Source organism: Oricola indica (assembly GCF_019966595.1).
GTDB lineage: Bacteria > Pseudomonadota > Alphaproteobacteria > Rhizobiales > Rhizobiaceae > Oricola > Oricola indica.
Genome location: NZ_JAINFJ010000002.1, coordinates 216,582 through 233,876, shown reverse-complemented (window position 1 = coordinate 233,876; position 17,295 = coordinate 216,582). Strand labels below are relative to the sequence as shown.

Here is a 17,295-nt window from a genome sequence, read left to right as displayed (position 1 = left end):
AGGCGTGGCGCCGGCTAGTTGTTGCCGTTGCCGTTGCCTTTGCCGTTCCCGCCGGCATTGTTGTTGCCCGGGCCCGCATTGGCATTGCCGGAATTGGCGGCACCGTTCGCGCCTGCGCCTTCGGCGGCATTGTTCTTGCTGCCCGCGATCGAGGAGGTGAGCATCTCGGTGTTGCGACCGGAGATCTCGATGGACTGATCGTCTTCGCCGATCTCGGCCTTGCCGCCCGCGCCCACATAGGCCTTGTGCCCGCTCTTGACGTTGGCGACCTCGACAAGGCCGCGCGCGACGCGGATGTCGGAGGCCAGCTTGGTGCCGGTCACGGTGAACTTGGTGCCCTTGACCACGGCGGCCATGAAGGGCGTCTTGACCGTCATCTGGTCATAGCCGCGTTTCTCGACATCCACGGTCATCTTGCCGTAACGCTGGATCAGCGTCGTCTTCGGGCGGGCGTCGGTGCCCCGCTCCACGGCGGCGATCAGCGAATAGCCGGTGATCATCATGGTATCGTCGCCGCGCTGCAGCGCCACGCGCCCGCCCCTGCCTGTGCTGATCCATGACGCGTTCGGAATCGTCGTTCCGCGCTTGATGAAATGCCACGTATTGCCGTCAGCGGTATATTTGGCCGGCTGGCTTACGCGGTTAACGGTCCAATCGGCGGCCGAAGCCGGGCCGAAAGCGAAAATGACGGCGAAGAACGCCATCGCTGCGATCATTTTGACGAGACGCATGGTCTGCCCCCTAGTTCTTGTTCTGCAAAATCTTGCCGTCACTTGGCGAACAAAGTCTGAATCTTCAGCCTGACGTAAGGGAAATCCGAATCCGTGGTTAAGCAGTGCTTCCCGCATTCAACGCATTTGAATTAAATCGGGGGGATTTGGGGGTTACCGAAGGACGGGGAAGGAATGTGAGGCTTTGCGCACAAGGCTTTCGCCCCGCATGCGCCTCACCGCGCCACGAAATAACGCGTCTCGCCGTCCAGTTCGCCGGTTCGCGCGCCGCCTGTTTCGGCGAGCAGCTTCAACACCTCGTCGACGCGGCCTTTGCGCTTGGGCGTGTTGCGCCCGTCGAAAGTCGCCGCCACTTCGGCGGGCGAGGCGGGCGCGGCGGCCTTGGCCAGCACGTCCTTGACGATGCGGATCTGGTCGAAGGGCTGCGAAGGCCATTTCGGCTTCTCGGCGGCCGCCGCCGCGATGGCGATATCGGCCTCGATCTGCTCTTCCGCCTTCGAAACCTTGTGACCGAGCTTGGCGATCTGGTAGTCGGGCCGCAGCCAGCGCACCTGTCCGCGCCGTTCCTCCGCCTGGCGTTCGAGGTTGAGCGCCACCAGCCGCGACAGAAGCTCTTCCTCCGCTGCTTCCTGGTCTTCGCTCTTGTGCGGCGAGGGCAGGGTCGCGCCGGGCCGGCCGATCAGCCTTTGGCCGAGATCGCTCCAGCCATAGGCCTCGAACACCGCGCGGTCGATCTCGTCGTGAATATCCTTCAGCACCGCGATCAGCCCGGCATCGTAGATGTCCCGCTCGGAAGCCGTCAGCGGCGGCACGCGCGGTTCGGTCTCAACGCTTTCGGGTGATGCCGCTGTCTTCCCTCCCCCTTGAGGGGAGGGATGAAGGGTGGGGGTACTCTCTCCAGCCCGGTCCTCGTCATCATGTGCGACTGTCTCCGGCATCCGCCGCGCCGCATCGGCCCATTCCAGCTCGCGCACCCGCTCCAGCACATTGTAAATCCCGGTCATGGTCAGGAAATCATGCTTTTCCAGCCGTTCCTTTCGGAACGCGTCGAGCCGCTCGCCGAGCTCGGCGAGCCTCTTTCTTAGCGCCGGATTGCTGTCGTCGGTGACGCAGGCCGGGAAGGGGAAGGGGTCGAACGTTTGGGTTTTCAGGTATGTCGGGTCATTTCCCACACCCATCCAGCCGCCTTTGGAGATGGACCAAGTAACGTGCAAGCGAGAAGATAGAACGGCAATAATACCGTCGTCATCTAGACCGATATTTACGAGTTTATTGTCGGGTAATATAGAGGATTTGAGAAAAAGGAAAAATCGATGACGTGATGTTTCAATAGTTGAAATATATTTCTCTTGTGAGAATAGAACTGGGCGCATTGTGGGTATGTTCTCGCCGTATAGCCACCACTTATCGCGCCGCGATGGACGCTTGTTTTGATCCCTTTCAGGTTTAACGTGTTCCAAAACATGCTGATAAACAGCGGGAAACTGGTTTAAAACCTCCTTGGATTCGAGCCCAAAAAGGTCGATGGCCATAACCCCACGCGGACGTTGAGCGATATCACGTCCGTTTCGGTATTCTCGAATAACCTTCTCGATACCTAGTACCGAACCAAGGCCTAGTGTCTTTGCTTTGGACTGTGCGATCAAGAAACCCGCACCGTGCAAAACGACGCCCCTGCTTGAGATCATGTCATTTGCAAACAATGGACGCGCAAGCGCCAAATCCGCCCCAACCGTCAGCTTCGCCGTGATCTTCCCTGCACGCTTTTCCAGATCGACGCGCGGCGTATCCGTGTTCAGCCCGTCCTCGCGCACCGTCTCTGCCAGCACGCCCTCATGCTCGCCCTTTTCCGCCACCGTCATCGCGATGCGCACCGCCGCCTTGTCGGCGGCTTTCATCCACGGATGGTCCGGCACGGCGAAGACGAGCGAGATCGGTTCTTTCGCCGAAAGGTATTTCTCGATCACCCGGCGCGAGAAGGTCTGCGTGATCGAGTTGGTGGTGATGAAGCCGAAGCGCTTGAGCGGGTTCGGCTGCTTCGCCGTGCCCTTGCGCGCCAGCCTGCGTGCGGCCTCGTCCCAGAAATGCATGACGAAATCCGCGCCGCCCGGCATGTGCGGCCGCGCCTTCCAGCAGGCTTCCGCGTAACCGTCGCCGAGTTCGGCGCGCATGTCCTTGCCGCCGATAAAGGGCGGGTTGCCGACGATGAATTCCGCCTCCGGCCAGTCGGCGATGCGCGGATTGACGTAATCGTAGAGTTCTACCGTCGCATCCGGATCGGGAATGTCCTCGCCGGTGATCGGGTGAAGCTTCCTCGTCACTCCGTCCCAGCGCGAAAGCGGCTTGCCTTGCGCGTCGCGCCGCAACGCCTTCTTGTCATAGGCGAGGATAGCGTCCTGGTGCCGGATCGTCCCGTAGGCGTGCAGGATCGGCTCCGAGATCGCGTTCAGCCCGCTTGTCTTCAACTGCCACTTGATGAAGCCGATCCACAGCACGAGATCGGCAATTGCCACGGCACGCGGATTGATCTCCAGCCCGAAAAACTGGCTCGGATTGACGGTTTCGCCCTGAAAGCCGAGGCCCACATCGCCCTCGATGTTTTCCAGCGCCTCCAGCGTCTCGCCTTCCAGCTTCTTCAGCAGTTCCAGCGAGACATAGAGGAAGTTTCCGGTTCGCAGGCCGGGTCCAGCACGCGGATCGTGCAGAGCTTGTGATGGAAATCGTCGATCAGTTGCCGGGCATCGTTGAACTTCTTCGCCGCCAGCTTCTCCTGAGCAGTTTCCTGCACGGTCTCCCATTCTTCACGCAGCGGCTCGATGATCGTTGGCACGACGAGCCGCTCGACATAGGCGCGCGGTGTGTAATGCGCGCCGAGCTTGGAGCGTTCGCGCGGGTCGAGCGCGCGCTCCAGCAGCGTGCCGAAGATCGCCGGTTCCACGTCCGACCAGTCGCGTGACGCCGCCACGCGCAATTCGTGAATGCCTTCCGCATCGAGGGGCAGGGCCGTGCGCCGTTTGAACAGCGAGCCGTTGAACCGCTTCAGCGGCGTCATCATGCGCGGCTCGTAGCCGCCTTCGTCCATCACCTTCCAGAGGTTTTCCAGCGCCGGAACGAAAGCATCCGGCCTGTCCTTGAGTCCTTCCAGCAGCTCTTCGAAGGAATGTTTCGGGATCAGTTCCACATCCTCGGCGAACATGGTGAAAAGGCAACGCATCAGAAACTCGGCCACGTCCCTCGGGTCGTGCTTGCCCTCCAGCCGCTTGGCGATCCGCGCCAGCCGCTCTGCGATATCGCGCGTCACTTCCGCCGACCGTTTCGCCGGATCGAGTGAATGCGGGTCGGTCCAGATCGCCCTCAGGCGTTTCTGGATTTCCTCCTGCCGCAAATCCTCCATCGCGATCCGATAGGACCGCCGGTCGGGGAAATGGGCATAGTTCTTTCCCTGTCCGGAAAAATCCGCATAGACCTCGATCACATTGCCGATATCGGCGATCAGCAGGAAGGGCGGATAGCCGTGTTCGACGGGCAGGGCGCGCGCATAGTCCTCGGCCTGCTTGCGGGCGGCCAGCATGATCTGGTCCCATTGCTTGGTGCCCTGCCTGGCATGCCCGGCCTTGTGCTGGAGCGCATCCTCCGGCAGCAGGTGAAGCTGGTCCGCACTCGGTTTCTTCGCGCCGCGTTTGACCGATTGCTTGGCTTCGAGAACGAAACAGCCGCGCTTGTAGCAGTCGATCCGCCCCGCCGTGCGCGAGCCGTCCGGATGCTTGAAGTCGACCCGGCGTTCGAACACATAGTCGTTGAACTGGTTCTCGGCAGTGGCGAATTCCGGCGCCGGCAGGTCCAGCGCGATACAGAGCCGCTCGATGAAAATCCCGTAATTGGCGAGTTCGGAACCGCCCGACGCCGTCGCATCGGCAATCAGCTTCTCAAGCTTTTCCCTGTTTTCCTGAGGTAATTCGCTCATCGCCCCCGATCGCCTTTTCCGATCTCTATCGCAAATGCGAGTATAGGTCGCAATTTTTATCCACCGTTGCTGCCACCGCCCTTACCATCCTCGCAAACGCGTCAAGGGGTCTCGGCAAGGAACGAACGGGTGGCACAATCGACCATGAACTGGCCACTGGCGATCGAGCGGAATCGTGATGCGTTGCTGCGCATTGTCGCGATGCTGTTCACCCTGGCCGGGATCGACGGAAACGGGGCGGTCGCCACGCTGCCGCGCCACATGCGCAATCATCTGTTGCGCATGCTGCGTCCCGCCGAATCCGCCGTCCGGCGGCTGGTCGTGATCGTCGCGCGGAACCTGAAATATGCGCTGCCGGCGGCGCGCAGCGATGCGCCGGCGCGTGCCGGAAAGGCGCGGGGCCGTAACGGCGAAGCCGCGCGGATGCCGTCATTTCCGGTGATCGACCCGATGCCCGCGATCCCGCTCGGGCCGGTCCGGCGCTATTCGCGGTCCTTTCCGCGCATCACCGCGATCGGATTTTCCGAACCCTGTCCCGTTCCCGACCCCGCGCTGCCCGACGACACGGTCGATGCGGCCGGCCTTTGCCGCCGCATGGCTGTCCTGAAGCGGGTGCTGGACGATCTCGACGCGCAGGCGCGTCGTCTTGCCCGCTGGCGGGCGCGGCGCGATCTGGCCCTCGAGGCATTGCGGGAAGGACGCTCGCAGGGAAAGACGATCCGCCTCTCGGCGATGCGGCCCGGCCGTCCGCCCGGCCGCCGCAAGCGGCCGCGTTTCGAGGTCGATAGGGTGCTGGAAGAGTGCCACGCCCTGGCGCGTCACGCCATGGCCTGCGCCGACACCTCTTGAACGAAGCCAGAAACGTTCTGAAACGCCGGTTTCGCGGTGAAGCGCGGAAGCGGTGACGCATGCGCTATTGCAACCTGAAATGCACTAGCTTCGCTTCTTCTTCAATTCGCGGTCCTCGATAGAGACCCGCCACACCTGCCCGACGCCCCAGAAGAACACCCCGAGGCTGATGAACAGGGAGGGAAAGAACAGCAGGATGAAGAGCCGGTCCGATATCGCCAATGTCGCCTCCCTTTCGCAGCGCGCTCGCGCCTTGCGTCCGGGGCCATTCTGCGGGTCGGCGGCGGGCTTTCATTGACCGCGATCAACCGGCGCTTGCCGGCGATATCGCGTTGCGCGGGCATGCGTGGCCTGCCCGCCGGTCGGTATGTGGGGAGGCGGCCTTGCCGTCTCCGCCCGGTCGGGGTCAGACCGGGCGCTCGATCAGGCCCATGCGCAGCGCCTTGGCGACGGCATGCATCCTGTTGGTCGCCCCGAGCTTGCGCGCCGCGCTGCCCAGATAGTGGTTCACCGTGTGCGGCGACAGGTCGAGAATGATCCCGATCTCGTCCGAGGTCTTTCCCTCCGCCGTCCATGCCAGGCAGGATTGTTCGCGCGCCGTGATGCGCGGCTGGTCCTGCGGGGCCATTTCGCCGACGGGCTTGCGGTCGAGCCCTTCCATGATGCACCGGCACGCGAGATCCGTGGTGGCTATGCTCTGGAAGCCCTTCTGCTCGATGGACAGGATGGCCGTGACCAGCTGTCCATGGGCGCGCGGGAACCCCGGAAAGGCGTAGATGAAGGCCGACGCGCCGCCGACTTTCCAGGCCGGGATCATCAGCGGGAGGATCTCGGTGTAGCCGCCACCGGCGACCGAACCGGCCGCCCTGTCGATGAAGGCGTCGCGGAACTGGTCCTCGATGCCGGTCGATGCGATCAGCTTGGTTTTCGGCGCGGCCTGGTCGATGTTGATCCTGAACAGGACCGCGCTGCTTCCGCCGAATTGCTCGCACAGGGTCTCGATGGAAGCGGTCACGGCGTCCCGGTCGGGCGCCTCGACCATCCACTGCGGGGCGATGTCCCGCATCTGGACGGGATTGGACATGGGTCTAACCGCGAAAGTCATGCCGCATTGATCCAGCTGGAGCGCTGGTCCCCCGCGCCGCCCGACATCCAGGCCGCATTCGCCGCGCCCGACGGCCGCTTGGCGCCGTCACGCACGTAAAGGCCCGACAACTCCATCTTCTCGCGCATCTGCGCAATCGTCCGGCGGCTGACCTCGAACAGGCCGCAGCACACCGGGCGGCGTCCGTAGCCGTCGGCCTTGCCGACTTCCGTCAGCGGCGCGCCGGCCCGCTTGTAGATGCGCTTCATATGCGGTTCGTAATTGGAGATCAGCGTATGGATGCCGTTGTCCAGTCCGCATTCGGCCAGCGCCAGCAGCATCATGCACATCGCCTGCTGCGGGTCGATCTCGGGCATGTCCTGCGCGATTTCGTCGGCGTCGATGCACATCCGCGTGCCTTCCCAGATCGTCGGGTGGCAGAGATCGAGGTCCTTTGGATAGGTCCTGCGGAACACGTCGTTGAGAAGCGTCGGCCCCGTCGTCGGCAGCAGCCGCAGCGAACCGTATACCGTCGTGCGCTCCTCGTCCGTCCACAGCAGGTAGGCCGGGCTCAGATCGTCATAGGCGTCGCGCTCGAATTCGCCGATGACCGGCACGTCCCATTCGAGCTCGTCGTGGAAGACCCGCTTGCGCAGACGGTACATGCGATCGAGCAGATTCCGATGACGGTGATAGTCGGTTGCCTGTACGAGAAAGAACATCTGGGTACCCCGCTTGTGGTTGTGTGTGCGGGGTTCAGTATGTTCGAGCAGACAATCCGGACAATTCCGCCAGATGGGCCGGCCCATCTGGGGGGGTGGGGATCGATAACCTTATCGAAGTGTAAAAAAGCCGATGAAAATCAAGGGGAAATGATCTTCAGCGATACCGCCTTCGCCACCGCCTGGGGCAGCGTTGCGCACTCCAGCTTGAAGCGCGCGCTCTTCAGGTAGCCGCGCACCGTATGCCCGGAAAGGTTGAGGATTTCCGCGATGACGGCGTAGTCCTTGCCGCGCGCCGTCCATGTCAGGCACTCGATTTCGCGCGGCCCCAGCGGCGGCATCGGATCGATCTCGCCGAAGATCTCGGCCAGCGCCTTGCGGTGGACCCGGTGCGCGATTTCCTGCAGGTCGGCGCCGCGTTCCTCGATGAACTCGCGCCATTCTTCGCCGGCAATGTTGGAGGTGACGGAAAACAGCGATCGCCGTGCCTGCCGGTCGATGATGGGAATGGAATAGCCGCTCCGGCCGACATCGTGCTGCGCGGCGTCCATCATCATTTCGATGGCCGACTCGTCGATTTCGAGATCCTGCCATTCGAAGGGCAGCATCCGCAGGAAGCCTTCCTTGGCGACCGGATCGACATTCACGTAACCCTTGAGGAGATAGCGCGATATCCAGCTGTCGGGATAGGTCGTTTTGACGAACGGGCGATCGAGCGTGTCGATCTGTGTCTGCCCGAGATGAAACACGCAGTGATGAAGTCCGTACAAGGCGCGAATCTGGTCGATGACGCTTTGGACATCTTCCGTGTCCTCCACGATCGTGTAGGCGGACTTCAGCAAATCTGGTTTATCTTCCATCGAAAGCCGGTTTTCGTTCTTATTACTTGGGCGTCCATGTCGAACGTGAACCCCAAATGGGCGAAATCCGTCCAACCCCCTCATATGGGGGGATTGTAACGCTTACCCAATTATTTGGAAGCCTAAAGGATGTTGGAGTGCAAATTCGCAGGACAATGGTTCGCCGAGGGTGTGCGCGCGGTTGGAAAAATCCCGAAAAATTTAGCTTTTCAATGGATTATCCGACTGATTGTTTGCCTGTGTTTTGTTGGGGATATGCGCGTCGCCGCCGGAAGATGGACAAAAAAATCCTCCCCCGCGAACGGGAGAGGATCGGTGTCCGGCAAATGCGCCGCGAGTTTCTGTCGCAATCAGTCGCCCTTGGTGACGATGACCGGGATCAGCAGGTCGCCCCATGTCCCGTCGCCGCCGTGATGGCGCGCGGAGCGGATCAGTTCCACCGACACCCCGGCCTCGACCGCGCGCATGACCGACTGGTTGAGCCGGTGCAGATCGTTGGCCAGCATCCGGATCGCGGCCTGCTGGTCGGTGCTCATCGCCGAGGACTGCTCCTCGGCGCGTTCCTTGACATGGGTTTTGGGTCTTTCATGCGCCGTCATGGTCTTCTCCGCTTTGTTTTCTTCGCTTGGGCCAATGGCCGTTCGCGCCTGTTTTCGTTTGTTCACGCCTGCGCCGGATCATGCGCCGGGGATATGTCGAGCATGTCAGCGACGCACTGTCGCCATGCGGGTTTGTAAATCCCTGTCATGCTCAGTATCCTGCTTCTCCCGATCCGGTTTCCGACGATGCTGTGAAGGGCGTATTCCTTCCTCAGTCTTTAACGACTTTGACATTGCGCTGCGGAAAATCCACCGCAAAGCGCGATTCAGCCCGAAAAACGAGGTATTCTTGTCAATGCGGCCACAGGTTTGGCTTGTGAGATTGTAAATCTTGTAAAAACGGGCTAATCGCCGGAACTGGGAAAAACGTGTAAAAAATACGACAAATTCATGAGTGAACAGAAGATATTCGCCGGGCCGCGCGTGCGCCGGATTCGCAATCAGGCCGGGCTCACCCAGACCGCGATGGCAGCCGATCTCGGCATATCGCCGTCTTACCTGAACCTGATCGAGCGCAACCAGCGCCCGCTGACGGTGCAACTCCTTCTCAAGCTGGCCTCGGTCTACAAGATCGATCTCGAGGAACTGCAGGCCGGCGGCGATTCGCATCTGCCGCAGCTCAAGGAGATGTTTGCCGATCCGCTTCTCGTCGGCGAACTGCCCGGCGATCAGGAGCTCGTCGAAGTCACCGACGCCGCGCCCAATGTGGCCTCCGCGATGCTGAAGCTCTACCGCGCCTATCGGGAAGGACAGGATCGGCTGACGGACCTTTCCGACCTGCTGGCGCGGGAAGGGCACGAGACCCGCCTGTCGGGCGCGCGGCTGCCAGTGGACGAGGCGCGGGAGGCGTTCGAGAAACGCGCCAATCATTTCGCCGGGATCGAGGAAGAGGCTGAGGCCTTCGTCAAGCTGCTTTCGCCGGGCGACGACCTTCTCGGCGCGCTGAAGTCCTGGCTGCGCGCCGATCACGGCATCGCGGTCAAGGTTCTGCCGGTCGCCACCATGCCGCAATGGCGCCGCCGCTACGACCGCCATTCCAACCGCCTTTTCATCTCCGAGCGGCTGTCCTCGCACGACCAGTTGCGCGAGGTCGCCATGGAAGCCGCGCTGCTGCGCATGCGCGTCGCCATCGATGCCGAGGTGGCCGCGCTGAAACTCTCCGGCGACGAGGCGCGCCGTATCGCCCGCTTCGAACTCGCCCGCTATGCGGCGCATGCGCTGATGATGCCCTACCAGCCTTTCCTGACGGCCTGCGAGCGCACGCAATATGACGTCGATGTCCTGCGCTCGCGGTTCAACGTGTCCTTCGAACAGGCGGCGAACCGCCTGACCATGATGCAGCGCCAGGGCGCGGCCGGCATCCCGTTCTTCATGCTGGAGGTCGATCATGCCGGAAACCGCTTCCGCCGGGCGGGCGCGACCGGCTACCCGCAGGCGCGCTTCGGCGGTGGCTGCCCGAAGCTGCCGGTCCATTCGGTTTTCTCGCAACCCGGCCATATCGCCGTTGACGCAGTGGAGATGCCGGACGGAGCCCGCTTCCTCGTGATCGCGCGCACGCTGGAAGGCCCGCAGGGCGCGTTTCACGAGCGGCCGCGGCGCACTGCGATGCTGCTCGGCTGCGATATCGCCCACCGCGATCGGGTGATCTACGGAACGGCGCTGGCCGGCCCAACCGACGAGCCTGTCACGGTGCCGGTCGGGCCCGCCTGCCGGGTCTGCGAGAGGGCGGGTTGCCTTGCCCGCGCTGAACCCCCGATCACACGCCCCCTCGGCCTCGACGAGATGGTGACCGGCTTGAGCGCCTTCGATTTCGGTTAAGCAATCGGCTCCTCCGCCATCTCCGACGAGCCGATTGGCCGGTCGCCGCGAAAAAGTGCGGCATGGTCACGGAAAAGAGTGTGGAGACGGTCGATCGCGAGGCGAACTTCCGGCCGGTGCCGATCGTCATTGTGCATGACGAGATATTGCGTTTCGGCGAGGTCCGTAATCAGCGGTCCGGCGCGCATAAGGCGTGGGTCGCGGTCGCCCGCGAAACACGGCATCACGCCCTTGCCGGCGCCGGCCCTTACGAGATCCCGCAGCGTGTAGGGTGTGTTCGCCCAGGCGCAAACGGACGCGCTATCCTGCGCCGACAGCCAGCGCGCCGACCGCGTGATTGCTTCGTCGGGATCGATGGCGACCCATTCGCTTTCCCGCGGGTTCGGGTGACTGCGCACGATATACGGCGCAAAGCCGAGATCAACCGTTCGCCGCGAGGCCAGGTTGCCGCTTTCCGCTGGGCGGTTGCGCACCCCGATCTCGATTTCGCGGTGCGAGATGTCCAGCCGCGCCTCGGTTGTCTTGAAGCATATCCGGTAGGGATCATCCGGCGTCCAGATGCGCGGGATGTTCTCCGCCATGAAATTGGCGGTCCATGTCCCCGCCGACAGGCGGATGATCGGTCGTTCGCCATCGGCCGAGATCCATTCCTCGATCGGTCTGGCGCCGGCTTCCATGGTCCGCACCTTGCGCAGCAACGCGCGGCCGTCGTCGGTCAGTTCGTAGCCTGTCCGCGATCGCACGAAGAGTGACTTTCCGGTCGCCTGCTCGAGAGCCAGCATGCGGCGACCGACGGTCGGAGCGCTCATGTCCAGCGCGTCGGCCGCGCCGGAGAGTCCGCCACTCTGTGCGACTCGCGCGAAAACCTGCAGGTCATCCCATCGAAGGTTTTTCATTTCTGAAATTCAAATTGCGTTCTTGGACGGAATAAATGCGGATTGTGCCGAATTATAGTTCATTTCTGAAGCAGTGAAAGCCCTGGAGGCGGAAATGACCTATCCGATGCCCGTCCTGATCCGACCCGCGAGACAGACCACGACAATGACCCGGCGAGAGGAAGAAGCTTTTTACGAGGGCCACGCCGAGCCGCTGCCGCGCTGGATCCGCGCGCCGTTTCTAATCGGCGTTCGGGTTTTTCGGATCGTGAAGGGCGGGAGGCCGGGCGCGCCGAGCCTTCCTGTCAGAACTTCTGTCCGATCCTGGCCCTTCCGCCATAGGACTCGAAGCCCTCATCGCCGATACCGTCATAATGTCCGGACAGCGACAGGCTGAGACCTTTGTCGTTGGCGACGTCGAAGCCTGCCTCGACACGGGCGCGGATGCCTTCCTCGGCGAGACCCGGCTGGCTCGAGAGCGCCGTCGCCGTGTTCGTCTGCTCGAAGGTCCAGATGCCGGTGACCGTCGTGAACGGCATGAACACTGTACCGTCCTCCATCACCATCTTGCGGCTGATGGTCGGGCCGAACTCGAATATCCCGGTCTCCGTCGTCACCGACGGGATCGGGACCAGCAGGCTGTCGACATAGGCCTCCGACCGCTCGCGGAACCATGACAGCCGCGCCGTCGGGCTGATGCTGAAGTCGCCCGCCTCGAAGTCGCCGATCAGCGCCGCGGTTGCCAGCCAGCGCGTGCCGTCGAACGGATCCTCGTAGGTGCCGAACGGGCTGACATGGTTGTAGGACTGCCCCCAGGCGCCGCGCGCGTCGAGGTAAAGCCCGTCGGTCAGCTTCGCCGTCATATAGGGTCCGACCATGAAGCCCCATCCGTCCGCCGTGCCGGGGCCGGACGCCGCGTCCATGTCGATCCAGTCGAACTGGGTTCCGAGACCCACCAGCAGGTCCTTCGTCACGAGATAGTCGGCGCCGGCATGCAGGATGGCGAAGGTGCCGTCGCCTGCGGTCGCATCGAACTTCGAATACTGGCCTTCGGCCCAGATGTCGTAGCGTTGGTCCATCGGATCGGCCGCGGCCGTATCGTCGTCTTCACCGAACATGGCGAGGGGCGCGACATCGGCATCCACGCCGAGTTCACGCTTCTCCGAGGCCGACAGCGCACCCGAATAGGCCAGCGCCTGCGTCCCGCCCGGATTGGAGCCATTCGCCGATGCCGAGCGGTAATCCTCTGGCGCGCCGAGAAGGCTGGTCGCGACGCTGCCGACAGTGCCGGACATGCCCTGCTTTGCGGCTTCGGCGCGCGAATTGCGCAGGCTGTAGGCGAAAGCGGCGTTGTCCCTGCCGAGCGTGACGGCGAAGGGCAGGGTCTCGTTGCGATAGGCGAGCCCGAAGCCGCTGACGCCGCCATTGTTGGAGTAGATGCCCTTCAGCCTGTTCAGCCTCCGCTGCGCGTCCGGACCGTGCTGCAGGATCAGCTTCGCCCGAAGCTCCTGCATCGCGCCGATCAAACCCGTCGCTGCATCGACAGCGCCCAGCACGGTGACGGTCGCGCTGTCTGTATTGTTGTTGATGTTCCGGTCTTCGTTGTCGGACGTCACCTCGACGGTGGCGGTAATCGGCCCGCCGGCGTCGTTGTCGATAGTCGCCGTCACCGTCACTGTCACGACCTCGTCCGGCGCCATCTCGTCGATGGTCGCCTGCGCGTCGCCGCTGACGATCGAGTCGGATGCGCCGGACGGCTTGTCGGTGCTGACGGCGGTCACCGTGTAGCCGGCAGGCGTCGGGATATCGACGACGACATTGGCCGCGTCGACTTCGCCGTCATTGGACACCGTCGCGATGAACTCCACGGTGTCGCCCGGGATGGCTTCGGTCGGATTGGCGACGAGGGAGACGGAAAGGTCGGTCTCCTGAACCGTCAGCGTCACGACATCACTGTCTTCGACCGGAAAATTGCCCGGGTTGTTTCCAGATGCCGTAATCTCTTCTTCGATCGTGCTCGTGCCGCTTTCCGACCTGGAGTACGAACATTGGTAACTGGCGCCCACACTGATCGTCTGCGGAAGCGAACACGTGCTTGAATCGGCTGTGGTGACGTCACCGATAAGGTCACTCGTGAGAGACGTGAGGGAAATTTCCGAGCCACCGGTATTTTCGACCTTCACTGTGCGCTCAATGCTGGTACCCGACGGAGCAAACTCGGTCGGGTCGGCGGACACGGTCACAGCAATCGACGGACTTTCGACAACCTCGAACGGAACGGGAGACGAGATCGTATCAACGGTTCTTTCGTAAGGATCGGACCGCCATCCAAAGAGATCGACCGTCCAATCATAGGTTCCGTAGAACGACTGGTTCGCAGGAACGGTAAGCGTGTATGTGATGCTGCAGGAAGCGCTCAAAAAAGAGCCGGTCCTGAAGATAAAGATGGCCGGCCACGATGATGTGCTTGAATCAAAATCGGCATCAGCTACGCAATTTTGCGAGACATTGCTGATCGATGATCCGGGGGCCACACCGAGGAGTTGGTCCGACACCTCGTAATAGTCTGCGTTACCCCCCATGTCGGTGAAATCGATGGTCACGTTGACCGTGCCGCCTTCAACTTGCTGGATCGTAGCCGGCGACAATTGTCCACTTAATTGCTCAGACAAAGCCGCCCTGATTGTCGCTGTTGCCGAGAGCGAGATGGCGACGATGAGCAGGAATTGGAGAAAGCATCGGCTGATAAGAGGCCAGATCCGTGCGCGAAAAGTAACCCGTCTCGCATTGCTCACCAAAAGATCAGTTCCCCCTGAAGCACAACCTTGGTACCTGACCGTAGATGACAGCAGCCATTTAAACAAGTTTGGCGGTGCCGCAGATATTTTTCTGTTGATTTCGTGATGCTGTCACGGCGGCAAATAAAACCGCCCGGCGCGTGATCGCAACCGGGCGGCACACAGGCAAACGGGTGACTGCATCCTGACAGTAACAAGCCTTCGCCCGAAATATTCCATAGCGTCATATCTGGTTCAAGACAGCATGAACGGGGATTTGCTGCAAGAAACTTACGTAAGGTAACAATCGTGTGTGGCGGATATGCCACGCCGAGCCCGGCTTCACTCCGCCGGGATCGCCCGGCCGGTTTGCCCGGATTGGCGTCTCCAGCCGTCCAGCCAGATCTCGCCGAGCAGCCCTGTCAGATAGCCGCGTGTGATGTGGGCGCGTGCGGCGAAGTGTTCGTCCTGCATCAGGGTCCGGTGCAGGTCGCCCAGCCGGTAGAACGGTACGCTCGGATAGAGGTGGTGCTCGATGTGATAGTTGAGCCCGTGCGGGGCGAGGAACCAGGCTTCGAGAAAATTCGGGATGACCGTGCGTGTCTTGCCCAGTTCGCCTTCGCCGGTCAGGCCCGGGCCGAAATGCTCCGCCACGACCCGGATATAGAGGAACAGGAAGAACAGGGTGGAATAGGGGACGAGCCAGTAGAGCAGGGCCTCCTGCCACCAGCCTAGCGCGAAAAATGCCGCGATCAGGCAGAGATAATAGGACAGCCGTGCGATCTTGTAGCCGCGATTGGCGGGGTTGTCCGCCTGGATGCGGTGCAGCGCCGCGCGCATGTCGCGTACCGAGCTGACGCCGACGAAATAGCCGAGGAAGTTCAGCACTGCGAAGCGCATTTCCTGCGGAAAGGTGAATTGCCGCGTCCCGACCTTGAGGATCCAGTCCGGATCCTTGTCGGTGCTGGTGTAGCGATGGTGGTCGAGATGGTTGCGTCTGTAGCCCGCCGTCGTCGCGAGGAGTGGCCATGCGACGAAGACGTCGCCGATCGCGTCGCTCCACCGTTTGTTCGCAACGAACCGGAAATGCGCAAATTCGTGCATCAGTGCGCCGAGGCCGTGCATGCCGCCCGCGATGACCGGTATCATGGCGATATAGACGAGCCAGCTGCCGCTCCATTCGGCGATGGCGATTGCAAGCGCGATGACCGACCAGTCCGCCGCCAGCGCCAGCGCCGTGCGCCATGGTGAGAGGCGGGAAAGCGCCTTGAGCTTTCGTGGATCGATATGGGCCGGTGAAGCGGTCATGCGGCTTGCTCTCGATTTTATACGCGCCGGGCCTCATGACCGGGGAGCCCGGCCTGCATGCGGCCCGCGACAGCGCTAGCACCCGCAGCGTTAAGATCCGCTCTAACGAAATGGTGCACATTGACTTAAGCCGTCGGATGTTTCGCGCATCTCCACGTTGACATTGCGCGACACGGCGCGCCAATTTGGCGCGACTTCAACAGCAGCCGGTGCAAAATTGCCGTCGTTCGATCCCGCCGATCTCATCTCTTTCGACCAACCTCCGACAATCGAAGAATACGAGACCTTCATGGCCGCAAATCCCGATTTGCAGGCTGTCGAGTTTCTGCTCGTCGACCCGAACGGCGTCATGCGCGGCAAATGGGCGCCCGCCGACAGCCTGAAGAAGGCCTTCGAGGAGGGCGTCAACTTCCCGATGTCGATCCACGGGCTGGACATCTGGGGCCGCGAGGTCTCGGAGACCGGGCTGCATATCGAAAGCGGCGACCGCGACGGCTATTTCCGCGCCGTGCCGGGAACATTGAGCCTCGTGCCCTGGGCCGGTCGCCCGACGGCGCAGGTGCTGCTGCGCGGTTTCACGCCGGAAGGCGAACCGCTGCGCTTCGATTGCCGCAACACGCTGGGGCGCATCACCAAGGCGCTCGCCAAGCGGGGCTTCTATCCGGTCGTCGCCTTCGAACTGGAATTCTACCTGCTGGAGCCGGGCACCGACTGGGACGATGGCATGCCGGCACCCGTCGGCGCGAATTCCGGCCCGGACCGCCAGCGCATGTACGGTCTCGACGATCTCGCCGAATATGGCGCGCTGTTCGAAGATATCCGCAATGCGGCCGAGGACCAGAACCTGCCGATCGACACCCTCGTCAAGGAGGCGGCTCCCGGCCAGTTCGAGGTCAATCTGAAGCATCGTAACGACCCGCTGCGCGCGGCCGACGACGTGATCATGCTGCGCCGCATCGTCTTCGGTTGCGCCCGAAAGCACGGGTTGCAGGCGACCTTCATGGCCAAGCCCTTCATCGAATATGCGGGCAACGGCATGCATGTGCATGCTTCGGTGCTGGACGCCGAGGGCAACAACGTCTTTTCGGGTGAGGCGGGTGAGAAGAACCTCGGTGGCGTGATTTCCGAACTGATCCGCACCATGCCGCAGGCCTTGCTGCTGTTCATCAACACGTGGAACGGTTTCCGGCGCATCCAGCCGGGGTCCTATGCGCCGACACGCGCGGTCTGGGCGGAGAACAACCGCTCCGTCGCGCTGCGCATTCCTGCCTCGACGGATGCGAACCGGCGGGTCGAGCACCGCATCGCCGGCGCCGACGCCAACCCGTATATCGTGCTCTGCGCGATCCTGCAGGCGATGATGGACGGGCTGGAAAAACTGGCTCCCCCGCCGCCTCCGGTGACGGGCAACGCCTACGACAATCTGGAGGCGGAGCAGTTGCCCGACGACATGGACGAGGCGCTGCAGCTGACCCAGGCGGGCGCGTTTTGCGACCGCGCGCTCGGGCCGGAACTGTCGAAGATCTACAAGGACCTCAAACGTGCGGAAATCCTCGCGTTCTGGGCCGAGATCACGCCTCTCGAACGCACCACCTATCTCTGATCTTCTCTGAAAAATGCCTGTTTTTACGGCAGTTTCGAAGATTGGAAATTCCTTGTGCGTCCGCGAAATCCCCAATAGTCTTTCGGCGGGACTATCATGGGGCAG

At 62.3% G+C, this 17,295-nt stretch carries 16 protein-coding genes; 5 read left to right on the top strand and 11 right to left on the bottom strand.

Annotation, left to right across the window (positions count from 1 at the left end):
* Positions 1-14: 14 nt before the first annotated feature.
* From LC343_RS06635 to LC343_RS25230, 3 genes are all read right to left on the bottom strand, one after another.
* The gene (locus LC343_RS06635) at positions 15-731 is read right to left on the bottom strand and encodes a FecR domain-containing protein (protein ID WP_223476323.1); all 717 of its coding nucleotides are present in this window, start codon (positions 729-731) and stop codon (positions 15-17) included.
* Between the two features lie 215 nt (positions 732-946).
* Entirely contained in the window at positions 947-3,409 is a 2,463-nt protein-coding gene (locus LC343_RS06630; RefSeq protein ID WP_338018576.1) for a DNA methyltransferase, read from the bottom strand.
* A complete protein-coding gene (locus LC343_RS25230) occupies positions 3,367-4,695 on the bottom strand; it encodes a type IIL restriction-modification enzyme MmeI (RefSeq protein ID WP_338018570.1) in 1,329 nt (442 codons plus the stop codon). Before LC343_RS25230 ends, LC343_RS06630 begins: the two co-directional genes overlap by 43 nt.
* Before the next feature lie 129 nt (positions 4,696-4,824).
* Here LC343_RS25230 and LC343_RS06625 point away from each other — a divergent pair, with 129 nt between their 5' ends.
* The gene (locus tag LC343_RS06625) at positions 4,825-5,544 is read left to right on the top strand and encodes a hypothetical protein (RefSeq protein ID WP_223476321.1); all 720 of its coding nucleotides are present in this window, start codon (positions 4,825-4,827) and stop codon (positions 5,542-5,544) included.
* Between the two features lie 84 nt (positions 5,545-5,628).
* On the opposite strand, the gene LC343_RS06620 is transcribed toward LC343_RS06625, so the two are convergent.
* The 5 genes from LC343_RS06620 to LC343_RS06600 form a co-directional block, all read right to left on the bottom strand.
* On the bottom strand, positions 5,629-5,766 hold the full coding sequence (locus LC343_RS06620; RefSeq protein WP_223476320.1) for a hypothetical protein: 138 nt from the start codon (positions 5,764-5,766) through the stop codon (positions 5,629-5,631).
* A 184-nt stretch (positions 5,767-5,950) separates the two neighbouring features.
* The gene (locus LC343_RS06615; RefSeq protein WP_223476319.1) at positions 5,951-6,628 is read right to left on the bottom strand and encodes a helix-turn-helix transcriptional regulator; all 678 of its coding nucleotides are present in this window, start codon (positions 6,626-6,628) and stop codon (positions 5,951-5,953) included.
* 17 nt (positions 6,629-6,645) lie between these two features.
* Positions 6,646-7,350: an acyl-homoserine-lactone synthase gene (locus tag LC343_RS06610; RefSeq protein WP_223476318.1), complete on the bottom strand. Its 705-nt coding sequence runs from the start codon at positions 7,348-7,350 to the stop codon at positions 6,646-6,648.
* A 140-nt stretch (positions 7,351-7,490) separates the two neighbouring features.
* Entirely contained in the window at positions 7,491-8,210 is a 720-nt protein-coding gene (locus tag LC343_RS06605; protein WP_223476317.1) for a LuxR family transcriptional regulator, read from the bottom strand.
* A 350-nt stretch (positions 8,211-8,560) separates the two neighbouring features.
* A complete protein-coding gene (locus tag LC343_RS06600; protein WP_193177156.1) occupies positions 8,561-8,809 on the bottom strand; it encodes an SMc00767 family acetate metabolism repressor in 249 nt (82 codons plus the stop codon).
* A gap of 390 nt (positions 8,810-9,199) precedes the next feature.
* Here LC343_RS06600 and LC343_RS06595 point away from each other — a divergent pair, with 390 nt between their 5' ends.
* Complete coding sequence (locus tag LC343_RS06595) at positions 9,200-10,627, top strand: helix-turn-helix domain-containing protein (protein ID WP_223476316.1); 1,428 nt, start codon at positions 9,200-9,202, stop codon at positions 10,625-10,627.
* Here the strand turns inward: LC343_RS06595 and LC343_RS06590 are convergent.
* Positions 10,624-11,523: a LysR family transcriptional regulator gene (locus LC343_RS06590; RefSeq protein WP_223476315.1), complete on the bottom strand. Its 900-nt coding sequence runs from the start codon at positions 11,521-11,523 to the stop codon at positions 10,624-10,626. The two genes, LC343_RS06595 and LC343_RS06590, sit on opposite strands and share 4 nt — an antisense overlap.
* Before the next feature lie 284 nt (positions 11,524-11,807).
* Positions 11,808-13,448, bottom strand: a complete 1,641-nt coding sequence (locus LC343_RS06585; RefSeq protein WP_223476314.1) for an autotransporter domain-containing protein — start codon at positions 13,446-13,448, stop codon at positions 11,808-11,810.
* Between the two features lie 445 nt (positions 13,449-13,893).
* Here LC343_RS06585 and LC343_RS06580 point away from each other — a divergent pair, with 445 nt between their 5' ends.
* On the top strand, positions 13,894-14,064 hold the full coding sequence (locus tag LC343_RS06580) for a hypothetical protein (RefSeq protein WP_223476313.1): 171 nt from the start codon (positions 13,894-13,896) through the stop codon (positions 14,062-14,064).
* A gap of 33 nt (positions 14,065-14,097) precedes the next feature.
* Positions 14,098-14,406, top strand: a complete 309-nt coding sequence (locus LC343_RS06575) for a hypothetical protein (protein ID WP_223476312.1) — start codon at positions 14,098-14,100, stop codon at positions 14,404-14,406.
* 215 nt (positions 14,407-14,621) lie between these two features.
* Here LC343_RS06575 and LC343_RS06570 read toward each other — a convergent pair whose 3' ends face one another.
* Entirely contained in the window at positions 14,622-15,587 is a 966-nt protein-coding gene (locus tag LC343_RS06570; protein ID WP_223476311.1) for a fatty acid desaturase family protein, read from the bottom strand.
* A 289-nt stretch (positions 15,588-15,876) separates the two neighbouring features.
* On the opposite strand from LC343_RS06570, the gene LC343_RS06565 reads away from it, so the two are divergent.
* Positions 15,877-17,190, top strand: coding sequence for a glutamine synthetase family protein (locus LC343_RS06565; RefSeq protein WP_223476310.1), 1,314 nt, complete (start codon positions 15,877-15,879; stop codon positions 17,188-17,190).
* Positions 17,191-17,295 lie beyond the last annotated feature (105 nt).